11 protein-coding genes and 1 pseudogene are annotated in these 20,901 nt (G+C 64.7%); 5 read left to right on the top strand and 7 right to left on the bottom strand.

Translation table 11 applies throughout. The annotated features are described in order from the left end of the window. Positions 1-211: 211 nt before the first annotated feature. Both AC0IZJ_RS13840 and AC0IZJ_RS13835 read right to left on the bottom strand, forming a co-directional pair. Positions 212-2,053 carry a GNAT family N-acetyltransferase gene (locus AC0IZJ_RS13840; protein ID WP_471850640.1) on the bottom strand — a complete coding sequence of 614 codons (1,842 nt, stop codon included), beginning with the start codon at positions 2,051-2,053 and terminating at the stop codon, positions 212-214. Positions 2,054-2,169: 116 nt separating this feature from the next. Beyond that, positions 2,170-4,038 carry a patatin-like phospholipase family protein gene (locus AC0IZJ_RS13835; protein ID WP_471850638.1) on the bottom strand — a complete coding sequence of 623 codons (1,869 nt, stop codon included), beginning with the start codon at positions 4,036-4,038 and terminating at the stop codon, positions 2,170-2,172. Between the two features lie 285 nt (positions 4,039-4,323). Between AC0IZJ_RS13835 and AC0IZJ_RS13830 the strand changes: the two genes are divergently transcribed. The 5 genes from AC0IZJ_RS13830 (at position 4,324) to AC0IZJ_RS13810 (ending at position 12,477) form a co-directional block, all read left to right on the top strand. Further along, positions 4,324-5,430, top strand: coding sequence for a LacI family DNA-binding transcriptional regulator (locus tag AC0IZJ_RS13830; RefSeq protein WP_471850636.1), 1,107 nt, complete (start codon positions 4,324-4,326; stop codon positions 5,428-5,430). 291 nt (positions 5,431-5,721) lie between these two features. Continuing rightward, positions 5,722-7,308, top strand: coding sequence for a glycoside hydrolase family 43 protein (locus tag AC0IZJ_RS13825; RefSeq protein ID WP_471850634.1), 1,587 nt, complete (start codon positions 5,722-5,724; stop codon positions 7,306-7,308). A 128-nt stretch (positions 7,309-7,436) separates the two neighbouring features. Then, positions 7,437-9,014 (top strand): glycoside hydrolase family 43 protein, encoded by a 1,578-nt coding sequence (locus AC0IZJ_RS13820; RefSeq protein ID WP_471850631.1) that lies wholly within the window; start codon positions 7,437-7,439, stop codon positions 9,012-9,014. An 82-nt stretch (positions 9,015-9,096) separates the two neighbouring features. Continuing rightward, positions 9,097-10,767 (top strand): glycoside hydrolase family 5 protein, encoded by a 1,671-nt coding sequence (locus AC0IZJ_RS13815; protein ID WP_471850629.1) that lies wholly within the window; start codon positions 9,097-9,099, stop codon positions 10,765-10,767. A 117-nt stretch (positions 10,768-10,884) separates the two neighbouring features. Beyond that, on the top strand, positions 10,885-12,477 hold the full coding sequence (locus AC0IZJ_RS13810; protein ID WP_471850627.1) for a GH39 family glycosyl hydrolase: 1,593 nt from the start codon (positions 10,885-10,887) through the stop codon (positions 12,475-12,477). Positions 12,478-12,952: 475 nt separating this feature from the next. On the opposite strand, the pseudogene AC0IZJ_RS13805 reads toward AC0IZJ_RS13810, so the two are convergent. The 5 genes and pseudogenes from AC0IZJ_RS13805 to AC0IZJ_RS13785 all read right to left on the bottom strand — a co-directional run. Beyond that, positions 12,953-13,627: pseudogene (locus tag AC0IZJ_RS13805) on the bottom strand (amidohydrolase family protein); the annotation flags it as partial. A 1,132-nt stretch (positions 13,628-14,759) separates the two neighbouring features. Beyond that, the gene (locus AC0IZJ_RS13800) at positions 14,760-15,998 is read right to left on the bottom strand and encodes a cyanophycinase (protein ID WP_471850625.1); all 1,239 of its coding nucleotides are present in this window, start codon (positions 15,996-15,998) and stop codon (positions 14,760-14,762) included. 60 nt (positions 15,999-16,058) lie between these two features. Further along, a complete protein-coding gene (locus tag AC0IZJ_RS13795) occupies positions 16,059-16,643 on the bottom strand; it encodes a PEP-CTERM sorting domain-containing protein (RefSeq protein ID WP_471850623.1) in 585 nt (194 codons plus the stop codon). Between the two features lie 507 nt (positions 16,644-17,150). Continuing rightward, positions 17,151-20,081, bottom strand: coding sequence for a serine/threonine-protein kinase (locus AC0IZJ_RS13790; protein ID WP_471850621.1), 2,931 nt, complete (start codon positions 20,079-20,081; stop codon positions 17,151-17,153). 586 nt (positions 20,082-20,667) lie between these two features. Then, on the bottom strand, positions 20,668-20,901 hold a 234-nt coding region (locus tag AC0IZJ_RS13785; RefSeq protein WP_471850619.1), incomplete at its 5' end, for an ECF-type sigma factor.

Genomic DNA, 20,901 nt, shown 5'->3' with positions numbered 1-20,901 from the left:
GCGTGGTCCCCGTGGGTCCAACGTATGTGGGCGGATTCTAGGCATCGCCTTCGCAGCACGCCCGCGTCGCAGACCCTCGCTACCGTCCCCTTGCAACCGCGCGTCCGGCGCGGAGATGAAGATGGGGATCGACGGTGCAACAAGCGGACGAAGGAAGTGCTCTGCACACGCTGCGGCCACGACGTCAGCGACGGACCGGGTCGACGCGGCGTTACCGGAACATCGTCGTCACGCGCACCACGCTGCCCTCAGCGGCCAGGCTGATGTCGCCTGCCCCGGCGCGCGCCAGCCGGATCATCTTCTCGTTGGTGGCGAGGATCTCGGCCACGAAGCCCTGCACGTTTCTGCTACGGGCGTGCTCCAACAGGCGCTGTTGCAGCGCTGCACCGATGCCCTTGCCCTGCCAGTCCGGATGCACCATGAAGGCGGTCTCGGCGATGTTGGTAGCGGCGTCGACGAAGTAGCAGGCGTGGCCAACGACCTGCGGATCTTCACGGGGTCCGAACACCGCCACGAAGGCCACCTCGGTTTCCAGGTTCAGGTTGCACAGACGCTGGGCGTCGCGGTGCGGCAGGCCTCTGACCTTGCGAAAGAAGCGCGTGTAGACATCGCGTTCGGACAGGTGGTGGAAGAGCTCGCGCACGTGGACATCGTCGGTGCCCATGGCGGGGCGCAGCAGCAGCGCCTGGCCATCACCAAGCACCACACGGCGCTCGTCGGCTACAGGATAGGCCTGCAGATGCTTGAGCTGCTGCTCTGCCGGTAGCCAGCCCTTCAACTGAGCCTGCGCAAGCAACTCGGCACGGAACTGCGGGTGCGCCAGATTGATGAGTGCAGCCGCCCGCTCACGGATCGACTTGCCGAACAGGTAGGCGATGCCGTACTCGGTGATGACGTAGTGCACATCGCTGCGCGCGATGCCTGAAGCCTCGCCGTCGGCCAGTGCAAGCTTGATCTGCGAGCTCTGCCCGTCGGCCGTGGTCGAGGCCAGACAGATGATGGCCTTGCCGCCCACGGAGCGCGAGGCTCCCTGCAGGAATTCGGGCTGTGCCATCAGGCCGCTGTAAAACTCGCCCGCGAACTGGTCGACGCAGACCTGCCCCGTCAGGTCGACCGAGAAGGCCTGCGTCACCGACACGAGTTTGTGCTGTGCTGCCAGCACGGCGGGATCGCAAACCGCGTCGAGCGTCTGGAAGCAGAAGAGCGGGTTGCGATCAATCAGCGCATGCAATCGCTGCGAGCCCCGAGCAAAGCTGGCCACGATCTTGCCGCGATGCTGGCTCTTCATGCGCCCGGTGAGCACGCCCTTTTCCAGCAGCGGCACGATGGCGTCGGTGATGACGTCGGAGTGCACGCCCAGATCCTTGCGGTCGCTCAGCAGTGCCAGCGCCGCCGTGCTGAAGCGGCCCAGGCCGATCTGCAGCGTCGAACCGTCGTCGATGATGCTGCTGATGTAGCCGGCAATCGCCTGCACGACCTCGCCCTGGGCTTCGGGTTGGAAGTGCTCGATGAGATGCGCCGGCACAGGCACCCAATGGTCGATGTCGTCGATGTGCAGCGCACTGTCGCCCATTGAGCGCGGCATGGCGGGGTTGATCTCGGCCAGAACCAGCCGAGCCTTGGCCACCGCAGCGGGAATCACGTCGACCGACACCCCCAGGCTGACATACCCGAATTCGTCCGGCGGCGAGACCTGGATCATGGCCACATCAACCCTGACACGGCCGTTGGAGATGAGTTGGGGCAGACGTGCAGCCGACAGCGGCACGTACTCGCATTGGCCCTGGCGGACCGCGGCCCGCACGTCGTTGCCGACGAAGAAACAGCGGTGCCGGTAGTGGCTGATGCACTCGCCTGCGGCGTTGTGCGGCAGCGCGCCGTCGGTCAGCAGGTGCACCAGTTCCACGTCGCCCTGGGGCAACGCCAGCGCTTCAAGCGCACCCACCAGCCGGCGCGGCGTGGCACAGCCCGTGCCAAGGAAGACATGCTCGCCATGACGCACCAGCGCGGCGGCCTCTTCGGCGCTCAGGCGCTTGGCGGCGTGCCTGGTCATCCAGGGCGGCTCGTCGCTGGCTGGCAAGGCCTCGGTGTTCTGAGGCCCGCCCGACCCGGCCGTCAGGGACCGCAAGCCCTCAGCGGCCCGGCCCAGCCACTTCGATACACCCGTGCTCATCGTGCCCCCAGTCGCTTCAGCAGTTCGGGTGGAGCCTGTGCCAGCACTTGCTGTGCATGGTCGTAGCCTTGCTGGGCGATGCTCTCGAAGCGGTTCCACTCCAGCATGCCAACCCGCGACATGGCCGGGTTGAAGTACAGGTCGGCGCCGGCTCGCGATTCCTCACGCCGTGACTGGCTGTACAGGTTGGTCACGTTCATCAGGTAGGCCGTCAGGCTGGGCAGCCGGTAGCGTCTGCGCGACCGCGGGCGCAGCTTGTCCAGCGCCAGCTGCCACCAACTGGGCATGTGTCCGAACTCGACCCTGCGCACCTTGTTGCTGCTCAGGTCCACGCCAATCACCACGCCCACACCGCGCTGCGTCCGGATCACGTCCACCGGAAAGTTGTTCAGGGTGCCCCCGTCGCAAAGCAGGTCGCCATCCCGCACCACTGGGGCCAGGGCACCGGGGATGGCGATGCTGGCGAGCAGCGATTCAAGCAGCGGGCCGGTGCGCAAGCGCTCTTCGCGCGCGCGGGTGTAGTTGGTGGCGATGCAGAAGTAGGGCTTCCACATCTCCTCGATGCTGGCATGGGCGCCCAGCAGCTCCCGCACCGCGTCCGTCAGCACGCGCTGCAGGCGGCGGCCTCGGATCACCGAGATGACAGGCAGCGGGTTGATGTCGCTGGTGGGGTTCAGTGCGAACGCCCGGCGCGCCAGGTCAGTGACCTGCGCCACCGGCTGGTCGGCGGCCACCAGCGCCGCCATTACCGCGCCCATGCTGGTGCCGCCCACGCAGTCGATCTGGATGCCACGCTCGTCCAACGCCTTGAGCACGCCCAGGTGGGCAAAACCGCGCGCGCCGCCGCCGCTGAACACCAAGCCGACTGCGGTGCGGCTTTGCAGGCGCGCCAGGCGCTCGAAATCCTGTTCTCCCTGCAGGCGAACGTGCACGTGGTCGGCGATGGGGCGACGCTTCAGCCAGCGGCCCACCTGACCCGCCGGCGCGCGCTGCGGCCCATGCAGCAGCACCAGCACCTCGGCCACGTCAGTGTGTGGGGGTCGGTCCTGTAGGAAGGCCCGCTCGGTGGCGTGCAACTCGGGCGCTTGCGCCGCGTTGGCCACCAACAGAAGTTCGTCACAGTGGCGCGCGCAGCGCTGCGTCCACGCGCTGGGCCGGTCGTCACCCACCAGCAGCACGAAATCGGCGCTCGCTTCTATCTCGTCGAGCACCAGGGACACGAGGCGGGTCAGCTCGGGGCCCTCATGGTCCAGGCTCGCGCCATGGGGCTGCAAGGCCGCTTCCATGGCGCGGGCGTCCAACGTCCGCACACGACCGAAGCGCTGCAAGGGCGCCGCAAGCCGCTGACAGAAGGCCGCCATGTCGAGCTGGCCGCTGATGGGCAGCAACCCCAATGTCACCGGCCGTTCGAGAAGGGGTGACATCGGCTTGCCGAACAGGCGACGTATCAGTTGCTGCGTCACGGTTGCAAAGACCGAGGGGTCGCGCTCTTTCAGTTCATCGAAGGCCTGTTTGCTCAGGCGCACGAGCACACTTTCGCGTATGGCCACCACGTCGGCCGCGCGCGGTTCGCCGGTCAGCAGGCTCATCTCGCCGAAAATCTGCCCGCGCGAGAACTCGCGCACCATGCGCTGCACGCCTTGCCCGTCACGCCGATAGGCGCGCAGGCGGCCACTGACCGACAGATACAGGGCGTCTCCCGGCGCGCCTTGCTGGATCAGCGTTTCGCCACCAGCCACATCGACCCACTCCAGGCGCTCGCGCAGCAGTTGCAGTGTGCTGTGATCGACCTCGGCAAAACAGGCAGTGAGCAGGCGTTGAAGCAGGGGCTCCTGGTGCGCGTGGCATTCTGTCGAGGCGTGCATGGAATCCAGTTTGAGGACCGCAGACGGCAAGGCTGCACGGCTGCTCAACAGCACGCATTGTGCGTGCGCGTTCAGCCCCTGGCGCCGGACGGGCCGCACTCGAAAACCCGGCCACGACGTCGCCGTAAGTGGGAATGGCCTGGATCAGCCGCTCACGTCGCAGTCGTCGGTCACCGCAGCCGCACGAGCTGGCCCATGTCGGCTATCGCTACCACCCACCGCTCGATGGCGAGGGCGAATCCCCGATGCTAGAGTGCGCGCCTCGTCGCTCCCGCCGGCCGGACAGTGTCCGCTTCGATACCCAAGCCTTCCAAGCCAACGAAGAGCCGTCGTCACAAGTTGCCCACGCTTGCGGACGTCGCGCGAGAAGCAGGTGTCTCTGATGCGGCGGTGTCCGCCGCACTCAGCGGTGCGAAGGGTTCGACGCGCGTGTCGGCCGAGACGCGGGAGCGGGTCCTGGCTGCGGCGGAGCGCTTGCGCTACCGGCCGAACGCCACTGCGCGTGCGCTGACATTTCAACGCACCAACGCCATTGGCTTCGTCGCCAACATCGCCAACGAGGAACCCAACCTCTACTTCCTCGAAATATTCAATGGCGTGGTGCGGGGCGCGACGGAAGCCCACCAGACGACGTGCATCTTTCCACTCGCCGGCTGGGAAGAAGCGCCCAAGCGCATCCCCGCCTGGTGCGATGGTCGGGTCGACGGGCTCGTCGTGCTGGCGCGTCAACTGGAAGATGACAACACGAACTGGCTGCCACCCCATACGCCAATGGTCACGATCCACGCCGGTCCGCTGCTGCAGGCCCAGGTGAACGTCGAGGCCGACGATGAAGCGGGCGGCTATGCCATCGCACGCCACATGCTCGGGCTTGGATATCGCAGGATCCTTTGCCTGGGCGGCCCGGTGAACGTCAAGGGAGCAGACCGCCGGGTCGATGGTTTTCTGCGTGCCCATGCCGATGCTGGGGTGGACGTCGCTTCGGACCACATCGTCCGCACGTGGTTCACCGCCGAAGGTGGTAGGCAGGCCATGCAGGAATGGTTGCGACGCCACCGCGGTCAGCCGTTGCCCGAGGCCGTCTGCTGTGGCAGCGACGACATCGCCTTCGGCTGCATCGACGCGCTGGAGGGCTGCGGGCTGAACGTTCCTCGGGACATCTCGATTACCGGCTTCGATGACACGCTGATGGCCCGCACACTGCGGATGACGACTGTGCGCCAGCCCCTGCTTGAGATCGGTCGTCGTGCGGTTGGCGCACTGATGGAACTGATCGAGGCACAGCGCCGTGGGGAGACCTACGAGGGCCCTCGCGACATCGTCCTGCCTGTCGAAATCCTTCTCAGGCGGACGTTGCCAGCACCTCGAAGCGAGCCGCTGACCATCTCCTGACACGGGCGACGGTGCTAGGTTTTTCCCCTAGTCCGCTTGATTGGTCGACCAATTTAAGATTGCTCCCGCGGCTTTGCCGCGTCTCTTTTCGTCAATTGATTAAACGTCTAATCAAACCTTGATTAAGCGCTGAATTGTTTGCAGATTTCGAGAGCCACTGCGCCAAGGTGGACGCGTCCATCGTGGACCCCGCTGCTCAGCACTGGCCCTGCGCTGGCGCGAGTTGGTCTGCGCCTCCTGCAAACACGCCGTCTGCACACCAAAACCCGAATTGAAGATTCCCGCTCAGCCATGCGCCTCGCCAGATTGCTCCAACACACCGTTCTTTGCTCCGCTGCCATCACTGCCGCTGCCGCTACGGCCACTGAACCGGCGCCAGGCGCCAACCCGGTGCTGCGCGACCGCTTTACCGCCGACCCGGCGCCGCTGGTGGTGGGCGACACGGTCTACCTCTATGTGGGCCGCGACGAGGCCAAGGGCAACGACTTCTTCCTGATGAAGGAGTGGCTGGCCTACTCGTCCAAGGACCTGCGCCATTGGACCCCGCATGGCACCGTCATGAAGCCCACCGACTTCAAGTGGGCGGTGAGCGATGCCTGGGCCGCGCAGGTGGTGCAGCGCAACGGCCGCTTTTACTTCTACACCACCGTGCAGCACGACAACACGCAGTACGGCAAGGCGATCGGCGTGGCGGTGGCCGACAACCCGCTGGGCCCGTTCAAGGATGCACGCGGCACGGCGTTGATCACGGATGCGTCCACGCCCAGCCCTTACGGTTGGAGTGACATCGACCCCACCGTCTTCATCGACGACGACGGCACCGCCTGGCTGGCCTGGGGCAACCCGGTGATGTACCTGGCCAAGCTGAAAGCCAACATGATCGAGCTGGACGGCCCCATCGAGAAGATCGCGCTGCCCAACTACACCGAGGGCCCCTGGCTGTCCAAGCGCAAGGGCACGTACTACATGACCTACGCGTCCATGGCGCAGCAGGGTCTCTTCGAGCATCTGTCCTATGCCACCGCGCCCAGCCCACGTGGCCCCTGGACCTACCAGGGCCTGCTGACCGGCGCTGTGCCCAACAGTTTCACCATCCACGCGGGCGTGATCGACGACTTCAAGGGCCAGTCCTATCTCGTTTATCACAATGCTGCGCTGACGCTGAACGGCGAGACCGGCGCCACCTCCCGCCGCTCCGTCGCGATGGAGTACCTCCACTACGACGCCGACGGCCGCATGTGGCCCGTCACGCAGACTGAGGCCGGCATCAGCAAGCCGCCCCAGCCGCCCACCGGCAAGGTGCCAGCGCTGCCGGACCCGGGCCGCTCCGACCCGCGCGTGGCCGTCCAGCAGTTCGCCCAGGGCTACCCCGACACCTGGCCGGGCAGCCCGGCGCTGGCCTCGGTCACCCGGCCGTTCGAGCAGACCCCCGAGCCCATCGGCTTCAACCGAGACGGCGGCTCGACCCGCCTGACGCAGACCTTCGTGCCACGCGCCGACATCCAGCTGGGCAGGCTCAGCCTGTACGCCGGCGACGGCCACGGCACCGACGCCACCCGCAGCCTGCGCCTGTCGCTGCGCGACGTGGAGGCGGGCACCGAACTGCTCGGCGCGGGCGAGGGCCTGGCCATCGCCTACCGACCGCAAGGCGCCGGGCTGCTGAGCTTCGACTTCAGCGCCCATCCGTCCGTCGTGCTGAAGTCCGGTCGCCGTTATGCGCTGGCGCTGCAGGGCCAGAAGGACGCGGTGACGATCAATCTGCGCGCCAGCCGCAGTGACATCTATGCCGACGGCGAGGCGACCCTCGATGACCGACCGCTGAAGGACAAGGAGAGCGGCCGCCCGACGGACTTCGCGTTCGCGCTTTACGCGCGTTAGGCGACTGCCCGGTTGCGGGCTGCCACTTGACCGACAAACACTGACTTCGAAGACAAAACATGGACAAGCACCCCGAGAGGCCGAGTCGCCCTTCCGCCGCCTCTTCAACCCGGCGCTATTCCCTGTTGATGACCCTCGTGCTTGCCGTCGCGTCTCACACGGTTTCGGCGGCAGAGACAACACAGACGGCACAGGCGGCTCCTGCGCACAACCCGCTGATCTGGGCCGACGTGCCCGACATCGCGGTCATCCGCGTCGGCAAGACCTACTACATGAGCAGCACGACGATGCACATGAGTCCGGGCCTGCCGATCATGAAATCGACGGACCTCGTCAACTGGCGCATGGCGTCCTACGCCTACGAAACCCTGGTCGACAACGACGCGATGCGCCTGGACAACGGCAAGAACGCCTACGCCGCCGGCTCCTGGGCCAGCAGCCTGCGCTACCACAACGGGGTGTTCCATGCCTCGACGTTCTCGTACACCAGCGGGCGCACCCACATCTACACCACGCGTGACCCGGAGCGCGGCCCGTGGAAGGAGACGAGCTTCGAGCCTGCGCTGCATGACCACAGCCTGTTCTTCGACGACGACGGCCGCGTCTACATGGTTCACGGCGGCGGGCGCATCAGGCTCACCGAGCTGAAGCCCGATCTCACCGGCATCAAGCCCGGCGGCGTGAACAAGGTGCTCATCGAGAACGTGAACACCATCTTCGGCACCGACCTGGGCGGGCTCAACGGCGAGGGTTCGCACCTTTCCAAGATCAACGGCCGCTACTACTTCTTCAACATCGCCTCGCCCGCAAGCCGCTGGGCGCCCACCGTCATCGCGCACCGCGCCGACCGCATCGACGGGCCCTACGAGAGCCGCATCGTGCTCGATGACCGCGGCATCGCCCAGGGCGGCCTCGTCGATACGCCTGACGGCAAGTGGTACGCCTACCTCTTCAAGGGCAACGGCGCCGTCGGTCGCATTCCCTACCTCGTGCCCGTGACCTGGAAGGACGGCTGGCCCGTGTTCGGCCAAGACGGCAAGGTGCCGATGACGCTCGACATCCCGGCCGGCGCACAGGGCGCCTCGGGCGCCTCGAGCATCGTCGCGTCCGACGAATTCAACCGCCAGGCCGGCGACCCCGCGCTGCCGCTGGCCTGGCAATGGAATCACAACCCGCGGCCCAATGACTGGTCGCTCACCAAGCGCCCGGGCCACTTGAGCCTCGTCACCAGCCGGGTCGTTGCCACGTTGCCGGAGGCCACGAACACCCTCACCCAGCGCACCTTTGGCCCTGCCAGTTCCGCCACCACAAGCCTCGATGTGAGCGGCATGAAGGACGGCGATGTGGCCGGCCTCACCGTCTTCCAGAAGCTGTACGGTTTTGTCGGCGTGAGGATGACCGACGGCGTGAGATCCCTCGTCATGGTGAGCGCCGATTCCGACAAGCCCGAGGAGATTGCCGCCATTCCCCTCGCTGGCAAAACCGTTCACCTCAAGGTCGAAAGCGAGTTTGAGCCAGCGCCCGAGGCCGCTCGCTTCTCCTACAGCCTCGACGGCAAGACCTGGACCCCCATCGGGCGCCCATCGCGCCTGACCTATTCCTACCCCACGCACTTCATGGGCTATCGCTACGGCCTCTTCTTCTATTCGACGAAGACCGCTGGCGGCCGTGTGGACTTCGATTACTACCGAATCGCCGGGATGTAGCCATGCATTGAGCTGCGTCTTCATAACGCTCGAGACCGGAGGAGACAACCGGCCGAGCGCTTTCAACCTTGAAAGGTAGAACATGAGAACCTTGATACCAGCCCTGCTGCTCGCCTTCGGGGCGAGCGCGGCCCCACTGGCGCAGGCGCAAAGCTGCGGCAGCGGCGGCGGCGCCACCGTCTGCCTGAGCGCCAGCGGCTCGGCCAACAACAACCAGCTCAGTTGGACCGTCAGTGGCACCGTCACGTCACTTGAGGTCTACCGCGACCTCGACGCCGACCCCGCCGGCCGCACCCGCATCGCCGTGCCAGCTACCAGCGCCAGGACCTACGCCGACGGCTCGGCCAACGCCGGCACGCCCTACTGGTACTGGGTCAAGTTCACGACCAGCGCCGGCAGCTACAACTCCGGCTCGGCCAGCGCCACGCGCGGCACCAGCTGTGCGCCGACGGCTATCACGCCCTACATCAGCGCCAACGGCTCCTGGACGCAGACGTCCTCAGCCACGGTCACCGCTGGCAACTCGGCCATCCTCGGCCCGCAGCCGGTGACCGGCGGCTCGTGGGGCTGGAGCGGCTGCGGCACGTCGGGCTCGGGACGCCAACAGACCATCACGCCCGCTGCCAGCTGCACGGCCACCGCGACGTACACCAACACCTGCGGCGCCAAGACCACCCAGGCGTTCGCGATCACCGTGCCAAGCGCGGCCGCAGCGCAGACCCAGGTCATGCCGAATCCCGGCATCAACCTGGGCAACACCTTTGATTCCTTTTGGGGGTATGCGCCGCCGACCAAGGCGCTGATCGATTCCATCAGGGATAGGGGATTCAAAACCCTGCGCATACCCGTCGCGTGGGATTTCAATTCCACCAACGGAACGATCAATCCTGCGTTCATGGCCCAGGTCAAACAGACGGTCGACTGGGCCCTCGCCGCTGGCCTGTACGTCATCATCAACGACCACTATGACCTTGGCTGGTTCGAACGCAACGGCTTCCAATCCTACGACCCTGCGATCAACGCCAAGTTGATCAACATATGGACCCAGGTTGCGAACACCTTCAAATGGTATGACAGCGACAAATTGTCGTTCGCCGTCGCCAACGAACCTGACGCGCCATCCCAGGCGCAGACCAATGTGCTGTACCAATATCAGCAGAACTGGATCAACGCGATGCGCGCCAACGGCGGCGGCAATGCCGTTCGCTGGCTGATCGTGCAAGGGCCGAACACCAATATCGATAACACCATCAACTGGGGAAATAATCTACCTTCGGATCCGGCGAATAAGCGGATGGTCGAGGTGCACTTTTATGACCCCTTCGATTACACGTTGATGACGACGGACGAGACATGGGGAACTTGGAAGGCCTTCTGGGGATATAACTACAAGGTGGCCAATCAGCTGACGAATCGCAATGTCGCGGCGGGGAACGACGAAAGCCTTATTGATATTCAGCTCGCCAAGATGAAGTATTTCACCGACCGGGGTATCCCCGTGCTGATCGGCGAATACAAAGCGGAGGTAAAGCACTTCCCCGAGCTGACCGGCTCATACAAGGACCAGAACTACCGGTCGGTCACGCACTGGAACAAGTACGTGCAGAACAAGATCAACAGTCTTGGTTTCAGTGGCACCGGCTGGAATATCCAGAACGACCTCTTCGACGCGACGACCGGTACGGTCCTGGACTGGAACCTCCTCGGTTCCATGCTGGGCACTTCCGAGTTCCCTCCGATTTTGGGTCTGTAATTTCCCGTGAGGGTGTCCGAAGGTCCGCCGCATGGCGGGCCTTCCTTTTGAATTCCTTGGCCCATTCCGGATTGGAGCGGGCACTTGCCTGCGGTTGAAGTCCTCCCAAATCATCCAATGAACACCTCCCTTACCCTTCCCCGAGGCGTTATCAGCCTCGCGGCGACGCTCCTTTCACTCGCTCTGTGCACCGCGAGCCCTGCGGCCACTCCCGGCGCTCGCGTCGTGACGCTGGACCGCGCGGCAGCCATCCAGCCCATGGACCGCTTCTTCGATCTCTCGGTTGGCGCGGACTACCCCGGCACCACCGGCCGCCCCGAAAACATCGCCCAGCTCAAGACTGCGGCGGACGAGCTCGGCTTTCGCTACGTGCGCTTCCACGACATCTTTCACGACGTCTACGGCACGGTGAAGAAGGACGGCGACAAGCTGGTGTTCGACTGGACCGGCATCGACAAGCTGTACGACGGCATGCTGGCCAGCGGCGTCAAGCCCTTCATCGAGCTGGGCTTCACGCCCGCCGTGATGAAGACCTCCGACCTGAAGATCTTCTACTGGAAGGGCAACACCTCGCACCCGCAGCCGGGGCCCTGGACCGAGCTGATCGACGCCTTCGCGCGCCACCTCATTCAGCGCTATGGCATTGAAGAAGTGCGCAAGTGGCCGTTCGAAGTGTGGAATGAGCCCAACCTCGACGGCTTCTGGGAGAAGGCCGACCAGAAGGCCTATTTCGAGCTGTACGCCAACACCGCGCGCACGCTCAAGAAGGTGGACGCCGAACTGAAGGTCGGTGGCCCGGCCACGGCCGGCGCATTCTGGGTGCCGGAGCTGCTGGCCTATGCCAAGCAGGAAGGCGTGCCGGTCGACTTCGTCACCACCCACACCTACGGTGTCAAGGAAGGCTTCCTCGACGAGTTTGGCAAGTCGGACCGCATCCTGGATCCCGACCCCAACTCCATCGTCGCTGACGTGCGTCGCAATCGCAAAGAGATCGAAGCCTCGCCGTTCCCCGGCCTTCCGCTGTACCTCACCGAGTGGAGCACCAGCTACAACCCGTACGACAAGGTGCACGACAGCTACATCAGCGCGCCGTGGATCCTGACCAAGCTGCGCGCCACGCGAGGCTATGCGCAGGCGATGAGCTACTGGACCTACAGCGACCTGTTCGAGGAGCCGGGCCCGCCGCCCCGCGCCTTCCATGGCGGCTTCGGCCTGATGACACGCGATGGCCTGCGCAAGACGACCTGGTTCGCCTACAAGTACCTCAACGCGCTTCGCGGCAATGAGATCCCGAGCACCGACGACAAGGTGCTGGCCGCAGTCGACGGCGACAAGACGGCCGTCGTGGCATGGGATTGGCAGCATCCCGACCAGAAGAGCACCAGCAACGGCATCTTCTTCGCAAAGCCGGTGCCCAACGGCCCGGCACCAGCGATCAAGCTCGCGCTGCGCAACCTCAAGCCCGGCGCCTACCGGCTCGAGCTGCGCCGCGCCGGCTACAAGGCCAACGACGCCTACACCGCTTACCTTGAGATGGGCGCGCCCACAAGCCTCGACGCCGCGCAGCTCGCCAAGCTGCAACTGCTGACCCAGGACCGGCCCGAACTGAATCGCACCGTCAAGGTCGGCAAGGACGGCCAACTGAACTTCACCGTGCCCATGCGCAGCAACGACATCACCTTGCTGACGCTGGACCCGGTCAAGCGCTGAGCCACCCCACATTCGGAACCGCCATGACCTACTCAAGCGCCTTCATGTCCGCCTTCATCCGCGGCATCGTCGCCAGCCGTCCTCAACTGGCAGAGGATGGGTTGTTCGTACAAGACATCGACAGCCCCCCGGGCGCTCTCCTTGGTCCCGGCGATGTTGATCGTCACCACGACGAAAGTCCGGGTCGAGCGTGCGCCAATCACTGCGATCGTCTTGTTGGATCGCAGGGTGAACCGCCTACGGGATACGTGCAATCGATGGGCTGATCGACGCGGGTTGCACCTGAACCGCTTTCGCACGTGGGCGATCAGCGCGCTGCCGGTGCGGTGGCTGCCCTGTCGCCACCGCCGGTCGCAGGACTGCTGGAGCCAGGAGTGACGGAATCGGGTTGGATAGAGGCGCGGGGGCGTGTCGATCTTCATCCCAGCGCCGGCGAGAGCTCGCTGACCTCAGACAGTCCTGGCGACGGAACACCTCAGTTGATTCGAAACACGCGCTCAGCGTTGCGGTGAAAGATGCTGGCACGGTCAGAAGCGCTGAGGCCCGCGCCTTCGATAAACGCGACTGCGTCGCGCATGTTTTCGTAGGGATAGTCAACAGCCCACATGACGTTGTCGATACCGCCTGTCTTCACGGTCAACGCCAGCACGTCGGAGGACTCGAATCCGCTGGTCGTCACAAGGAAATTTCGGCGGAAATACTCGCTCGGAGCCAGGGACAGCGGCTTCATCCTGCCATCCTTCGCCCGTCTGGCAGCCATATGGTCCAGTCGCCACATCCAGAACGGCAACCCTTCCCCCATGTGGCCGAGCACGACTCGAAGTCGCGGGAAGCGATCGAAAACGCCACTCAGGATCATCCTGACAGCGTGGGTGCCGGCCTCGACTCCGAACCCCCATATCGAGCCCCCCATGCTGTATTCCCGGAACGGAACTTCCATGCCCTTCGAGGGTGCACGTGGATGAAGGTAGATCGGGCGGTCGAGCGCTTGAGCGGCTTCGAGCACCGGCGCGAACGTTGGGTCATCCAGATATAGATTGTTGGTGTGAGAGTTGACGATGAATCCATTCAAGCCCAGCTTGTTGATCGCGCGCTCCATTTCCATGGCAGCCTGACGCGGGCTCTGGGAAGGAAAGCAGGCAAGCCCGGCGTATCGCTTCGGCTGTCACTGCACGCATCGCGTTGCGCGCGTCAACAGCCTGAGATCGCATTGCAAGCGCTGGCTCGCGTCGCGCCGAGGCGCGGTGCTGAACACAGTCCGCTGCCGGTTGACCTCACGCAGGCGCAAGCTCTGCGAGCGCTCGCGCTGCTTCAGCAAGAGCTCGACGGGCAATCGCGGGAGATCGTAGAAACCTGCTCGGCCGTATACGTGCCTCGCCCCTGCGCCAGTACTACCGCTGGATTGAGGCAGACGCGCTCGAGGCGTTGGGCCGCGTGATGTTGCGGGCCGGGCAGACCGACGACGCTTGCCGAGCGTTTGATGACGCGGTCTCACTCCGGCTGGCTACTTCGGTGTAGGCAGCGCCCATGTCCTGTTTGCTCGGCGAGAAAGCCCCGCTTGTTCGCGAGGCCGACCCATCTGATGCGTTGGACCAAGGTGCAAACGGCCGCAGCATCAGTCGGAAGAGCTGGGGGACTCGCTTGGGGCTTTAAGTGGCCGCCGCGTTTTCGTACTCGTACGGGCAAAGAAAAAGCACCTGGCGTCGCCGCCAAGTGCTTGTTCTTGCCTACCGAAAGATCGACCCACTGGATCGGTCTTCAAATTTGGTAGGCGCGATTGGATTCGAACCAACGACCCCCACCATGTCAAGGTGGCCCGGCACAGAGGAAAGCCACTGCTTCCCCTTGAAAATCAAGCACTTAGCTTGCATCAAGCAACACGGATTATACGTGTGAAACCGGGTTCAGTGGCGGAGAAATGGCGGAGTTGAAGGACCTTCAGTGCTCGCGGTGACCAGCAGCGGTCGTCCGCTCTGCAGCGATTGTCGTCCTTCGGCCGGCGCGAGCGAACTCCCACGCCGCCAAGCGGTCACTGAGACATAGCGACTAAGAAAGATGCTGAACTCGGCCGACTGCTGACACCCGCGGCCGGCGTCCCTGGGGCAGCAATGTGCCCAAAGCGGACCTCGGTCGAAACACGGGACCGGCTGGCTGCCGACGTTCAAAGTGGGCTCGCAACGGCAGCTTTCGATTTTGAAACGGTCGCTGGCCTCGGAACCTGGCAACGGAGGCCGCGAAGGAAGACTCACAGGTACAGCTTGTGGCCGGTCTGTGCGCGTTGCTTAGAACCAGTCCGCCGGAGATAACTGACCGGAGTTCACATCGACGTACCTGTACAGCGGGACGCCCGTCCATTCGGTCAAGTTGAACACGGTCGTGGAGTCCGCCAGCTTCCGGACCTCCACCGTGGCAATGGACAAGGGCGTCGAACGCTTGCAGACGGTTGGCGGTGTTGAAGGGCGCACGAAATAGACGGCGCTCTCCGTCGTCGTCGACGGGTTGGTGACGCGAGTCGCAGTGACCGGATGGCCGTCGCCATTGCCTTGCACCAGAAGAGCCGTTTCTACGCCAACGCCGATGCCGCGCGCCGTCTTGTTGCCGCTGGAAGACGCAGGTAACACGCCGCCGATGCAGCCATGGGTGCCGCCCGACGTGATGGCGGGCGAGACGATTCTCGAGATGAAAGTCACCAGGCGTCCAAGGCGATCGCGGCTGTCAAAGTGGGAATCCAGAATGAGACTCTCCAAAGCAGGCGGTGCGATGAAGCCCCCATTCAGACTCAAAGGAGAGGGATCGAATGTGATGTCCTTGTGATATGGATCGAGCATCGTCAGCTCGGAAGTAGCCGAGCGGTAGAGGGCCGAATAGTCAAACTGCCCGAGCACCGCCAAGCCCGCGCTCGTCCCCCCGACGGGAACGTTCTTTAGCATCAAGCCCTTCAGCGTCTGCTCCAGTGCCGTCCCTTTCCAGAACCGGATGTATTGACTTTGGTCGCCACCGGCGATAAAGACCACGTTCGCCTTGGCGACGATGGCGTTGACGGCCGCGCTGTTGGCCGCCTTCACGCTGGGTATCACCAGCGTTTCGACCGACGTCAGGCCCAGTGAAGCACCGCCGACCCACTGGTCCGCGACCGCGCCGGAAGTCGACATGGTTTCGTCGCTGTAGAAGATGTACGGGTTGTATGCGTCGGTTCCACTTGCCCGAATCACGACAAACCGCCCTCCGGTCGCCTGTGTGATGCCCGCCCGATGGATAAGCCATCGAAAAGCGGCGTCCACGTCCGGGCCACCGCCCATCAGCACGAATGAAGGCGAGGTACGCGATGCGGGCGCGCTGACCACGGCGTTGACATCGCCCACCGCTGAATAGGAGTAGAGCGGAATGGGCTTGGCAACTTCAAAAATGGCTTGTGCGAACACCGGGGGTGGGGCAACCTCGCACGTGAGAACGATTGCTGCCGCGCCAAGCACACGGTAGCAACGACGCGCGATGGCGTGAAGAAGAGAGCCTGACGACATGGGTGGACCTCGAAAAGTCGTAGTTCTGAAATGGTGCGAACGCGGCGAATGAGATGGCTGTCAGACCCTGTGGCAGGTGATCGCGCGTCGCTTCGCAACGCCCAGAATCGACAGCAGCCCTACGAGAATCAATGCGAACGTCTGCGGTTCTGGAACCGCTGAAACGCCGAAGGTGAGCGTACCGAAGTTCCATACGCCCTCGGGTTCGTCGAAGGACAGATCCTTGTACGCGTCATGGAACTCCAAACGCAGCATTCCATCGCCGCCCAGGTGGAAGTGCTGATCGCTCACGCGCAAGTCTTGGAATCCGGCATAGCTGGCTGTGCCTTCGAAGTCGTCTCCGCCCCCCGGCGTGAACGTGACGCCATTGCCTAGCGAATCGCTGAAAGTCAATTGCATTTCTGACAAATAGCTCGGGTCGTGAGACGTGAGATTGATGTCCCACCTCAAGCTCTCAATCGTGGCTCCGGCGCCGATGAAGAGTTCCCTGACGATGTTGCTTTCGGCGCCTCTCTCGTCCATGTTCGCAATGCCGGAAATGTCAACCGTCACGTTCGTTGGACTGGCTTGGGCAGTGCCGAAATGCACTGAAGTAAAGAACGCGGCAATTGCCACGGCGCGCACCAGAATCATCTCAATCTTCATATGTATGCATCCCTGCAGGCTGTTGAATCTATGGGGCCGTCGGTCTGACGAGACGTCTTTCTGCAATGACTGTCTGTACTCGTCGGGTGCCGAAATCTACTGGCAGACAATCGATCGCGCGCTCCCTAAAAGGCCTTGTCCGCTTTCACGCCAGATTACGTATGCAGGCTCCAAACGGACCGGCCACGCACGTTCAGCGACCGCCTCTCGCCCCGATTGCGCTCAGCTCAGTTCGGCTCTGTCCAAGCGACATGCGACAACGTTCGGTAAAGATGGCGGATTCAACCGGTCTGCGCAGCACACAAACAACTGCTCAGGCATAAGGATCGCCGGCACGATGATGGGCCGGAAAAACCGCCGCATGGGTTTCAGCGCGATGGCCGACCCGAATCTCGGCAATGGCAGCGCAGCAGGCGGCGACGTTAGTGCCTCGCTAGGCCAACGTCTGTTCTTCTTGCGACGCGGACACTTTCACACGGGCCGAGTCCCGCTCCTGCTGCTGGAGATTCAGAGCGACGTGAGCCTGCCAGCACCTGCCGGTGGTGGGCGGCCCAGCGAGGCGGCCAGAGCCTTGAATTGCGCCTGTAACCCCACATGCTGCAACCCGGCGAAAATCGCTTCGCGGCTGCGAAGCGCTTCAATGGCCTCTGCGCTGCGACCCGTGTGGCGTAGCGCCAAGGCACGCGCCAGCGCGATGCGCGCCAGGTCGAGGTCTGATTCTGCGGCCGCCTCGGCCGCCTGCAATTCCAGGAGCAAAGGATCGAGCACGCTCTGTGGCGTCGCTGCGTCGGCCAGTTGAGCCGCAGCGATCAAGTGCTGAAGCTTCATCTCCTGAGACGCGGCCAGCCCAGAGGCGATGCTCGAAGCCAGCGCCGCGTGGCGTTCAGCGCAACCCCGGTCGCCGAGCGCTAGGCAGGCCTGGACGAGGCTGGTCGCCCACTGCATCCGGGTACTGGGAACGCCCTCGCCGGCTTCAAGCATCGCTTCGAGCCCGCGCACCGCATCGGCCCTGGGCTGAGCCGTGAGCTGCACCACCCACAGCAAGCCGCGAAAGGTGTCCTGCCGCGGCGAAACGAACGGATTGGGCTGGTGCGAACGCTCGCTGATAGCGGTCCGCGCCTGGAGTTCTGCCTCGGCATGGCGGCCCAGGGCCGACAGTGCGCGCGCGTAGTAGAGCCGCACCTGCGGCACCAGCGTCGCGCTTGCTGCGTCGAATTTGGCGTTTGCCTCGACCAATCCCGGCGCTTCGCGCACCACCTCCTGGAAATACCCGAGCGCCAGCAGGCTGTACAGGCGTCTGGTGCGCGCATTCACCGAGTACAGGTTGTCGGCGCCTACCAACCGCGCCGACAGCTCAGCGGTGGCAGTCAGGGTGGCCAGCGACCGACGCAAGGCGCCGCCCGTCTGCTGCTGCAGGCCCAGCATGAGCAGCGCACCCCGATACAGGGCCTGCTGGGCAGCGTCGACCTGCCGGCCCTCGCTGGATGCGCGAGCGGCGGCAGCTTCGTACCAGTGCACTGCCAACTCGGCATCGCGCAGGGCGCGAGACGGATCGATTTTCTGCCGTATCGAGGCGCTGCCTACCAGCGCTTCGGCGTACGCCCTGCTTAGCGGGTGCTCCCTTGCCAGGCCCGAAAGCGCCACGTCGATTTCGCGCAGGCCCTCGTTGGGGCGCCCCACCAAGTCCAGCGTACGTGCGAGGTAGACACGGTGTGAAAGCGCCGGCAGCGAGCGGGCGCCATGCTGCGCTTCCGCCTCCACCACGGCCCGCTGGCGCAATGCCAGACTCACGTCAAAACGTCCCAGGCCAGCATTGGCCATTGCGAAAACATTCAGCAGTTCCAGACGCGCCTCGGGCGAGACCGCTGCCAGTTCGTTTATCTGGTCGACTCCGCGGTCCAGCAATTGCACGGCGGTCATGGACTGGTGACGCCGCGCGTCAGCCTGTCCAGGGTTCGCAGACTGAAAAAGGCCGACGAGGTAGTCCCGCACAGCACGGGCACGTTCAGCCTCGGACCGCGCAAGTCCAGCTTGTTCGCGCTCTCCCGTCGCCGCGAGTTCGGCGCGCCGGCTGGCCCGTTGAGCTTCGCGCCCCGCTTGTACCGCTCGTTCGGCTTGGCGAGTGGCCTCAGCTGCGGCCAAGCGTTCGGCTTCGGCGGCAGACTCCGCCCGCGCTTGCGCCGCCCATGCCGCGCTGCGTTGCTCGCGTGCTGCGGCGGCCTCGGACTCGGCCGCCGCTTGGCTGACCACCGCGCGCTGGTTCGCCAGCACGGCTGAAGTCCGTTCAGCATCAGCGCGCAGTGCCTGACGCCATGCCACCGCAGTGCCAGCAAACAGCGCAGCCACCGCCACCGCGCCGGCCGCCACGGGCAATCTGTGACGCGTCACGAAGCGCAAGCCGCGGTAGCTCAGTGTGTCGGGCCGTGCCAGTACCGGCTCGCCGCGCAAGTGGCGCTGGATATCCTGCGCCATCGACTCCACGCTGGGATAGCGATCGGCCGCGCGCTTCTTCAAGGCGCGGTTCAGGATGGCATCCAGATCGCCGCGTAGCGCCTTGCGCACGCTCGGCTGCACGCTTGCCACGCTGGGCAGGGCCGGCTCGACGTTAGCGATGGCTTCTTCCAGTTCGGCGGTGCTGCCGCGTTTCAAGCGATAGGGTTTGGCTCCGGCCAGCAACTCGTAGGCCACCACGGCGAGGCTGTAGACATCGCTGGCCGTGCCTAACGGTTCGCCGCGGATCTGCTCAGGGCTGGCGTAGTCCAGCGTCAATGCATGCCCAGCCTGGCGTGTCAGCGCAGTCTCGGCGGTCGCGTCGCCGTCCAGCAGCTTGGCGATGCCGAAGTCGAGCAGCCGCACCTGGCCATCCGGCGTGACCAGGATGTTGGCTGGCTTCAGGTCGCGGTGCACCACCAGCTTGGCATGCGCATGCGCCACCGCCGCCGCCACCTGCAACAGCAGCGCCAGCCGCTCGCGCAAAGCCAGCGCGTGGGTGATGCAGTAGGCATCGATAGGCACGCCGTCCACTAGCTCCATGGCGATGAAGGGCCGCCCCTGGTCGTCGACGCCGGCGTCATACAGGCGGGCGATGTTCGGGTGCGCCAGCGTGGCGAGGATGTCGCGCTCCCGCGCCAGCCGTTGTGCGAGAGCCCCGCCCCAGGCCAGCCGCGGCAGCTTCAGCGCCACCTCGCGGCGCAGCGGCCCGTCCGCGCGTTCGGCGCGCCACACCGCGCCCATGCCACCACGACCGAGCGGCGCAAGCAGGCGGTAGCTGCCAATCAGGTCGCCGGCGGTGGGCTCGGCGCTGTGGTCCACGCCGTCGGTCAACGGCGAACCCGGCAGCTTGGGCAGGGTACCCATGAAATCACCGCTTTCCGCGCGGGCATGGGCCGCAAGCAGCGTCCGCACTGCGCTACGCAGCGCCGGCGGCGTGTCAGTCAAGTTGTCAAGCCAGCGTTGCTGTGATGCAGCCGGCAGCGCTAGCGCCTCGTCGAGCAAAGCGCTGATGGCCGGCCAGTTGTCCGACAGGTCGTTAATTGCGGTCATGTGTCGTGCGTCGAAGGCGCAGCGCTATCTTTGCAAATACGGGCTCTGGCGCGAGAAGCGGACAGGGTGATATTGCCCAAAGGGCCGCTGGTCTCTCCCGACATCAAGCTTCCTGCGCAGAGGCAGCATGCGAGTCCCGCGCGACAAGCCGGCAGACAGTCGCCCAATTCAGCGTGCTCGACGGCATCACGCTGACGATCGTTGAGGTCAAAAAGGCACCCGTGCCATTGAAACGGGAAGATGCCTGATGGCAGCCCGGCCTTCGGCGTCAGCTCCAGGCGGGGTGCTAGCGGCATCGTTTTGGCCCAAATGAATCAAGGCCAACGATGACAGCGATCCGGATCGGGCCGAGACGTTTCAGGCCGGTGAACGCCGCGCGTATACGCGGAGCGGCGTTGAGGGCCGAGGTCCTCGTTGCGACCCGTTCGGCCCGGCCGGCGCGTGCCATGTCCACGATGATGGGACGCATGACACGTGCCGACTACGCGAGGAAATGGGACCGGTCGTCGACGTTGAGCCGCTGCTGCGCGACGACCTTCGCGTAGCACTCGTGCACGAGCGCCGTGGTATCGAGCAAGGTGTTGCGCACGTTGCGCGCCAGGCGCGCATGCGCAATGCGGCGCAAGTCGTCATACAGGACCTCGAACAACTTGTTGAAAGCGCTGCGGTCACCTACACGCGCAGCGGCGATCCATTGAGTGATGTCGGCCATGCC

The organism is Roseateles sp. AC306 (genome assembly GCF_979253795.1).
The sequence above is the reverse complement of the archived record's forward strand: the minus strand, read 5'-3'. Positions and strand labels throughout refer to the sequence as shown.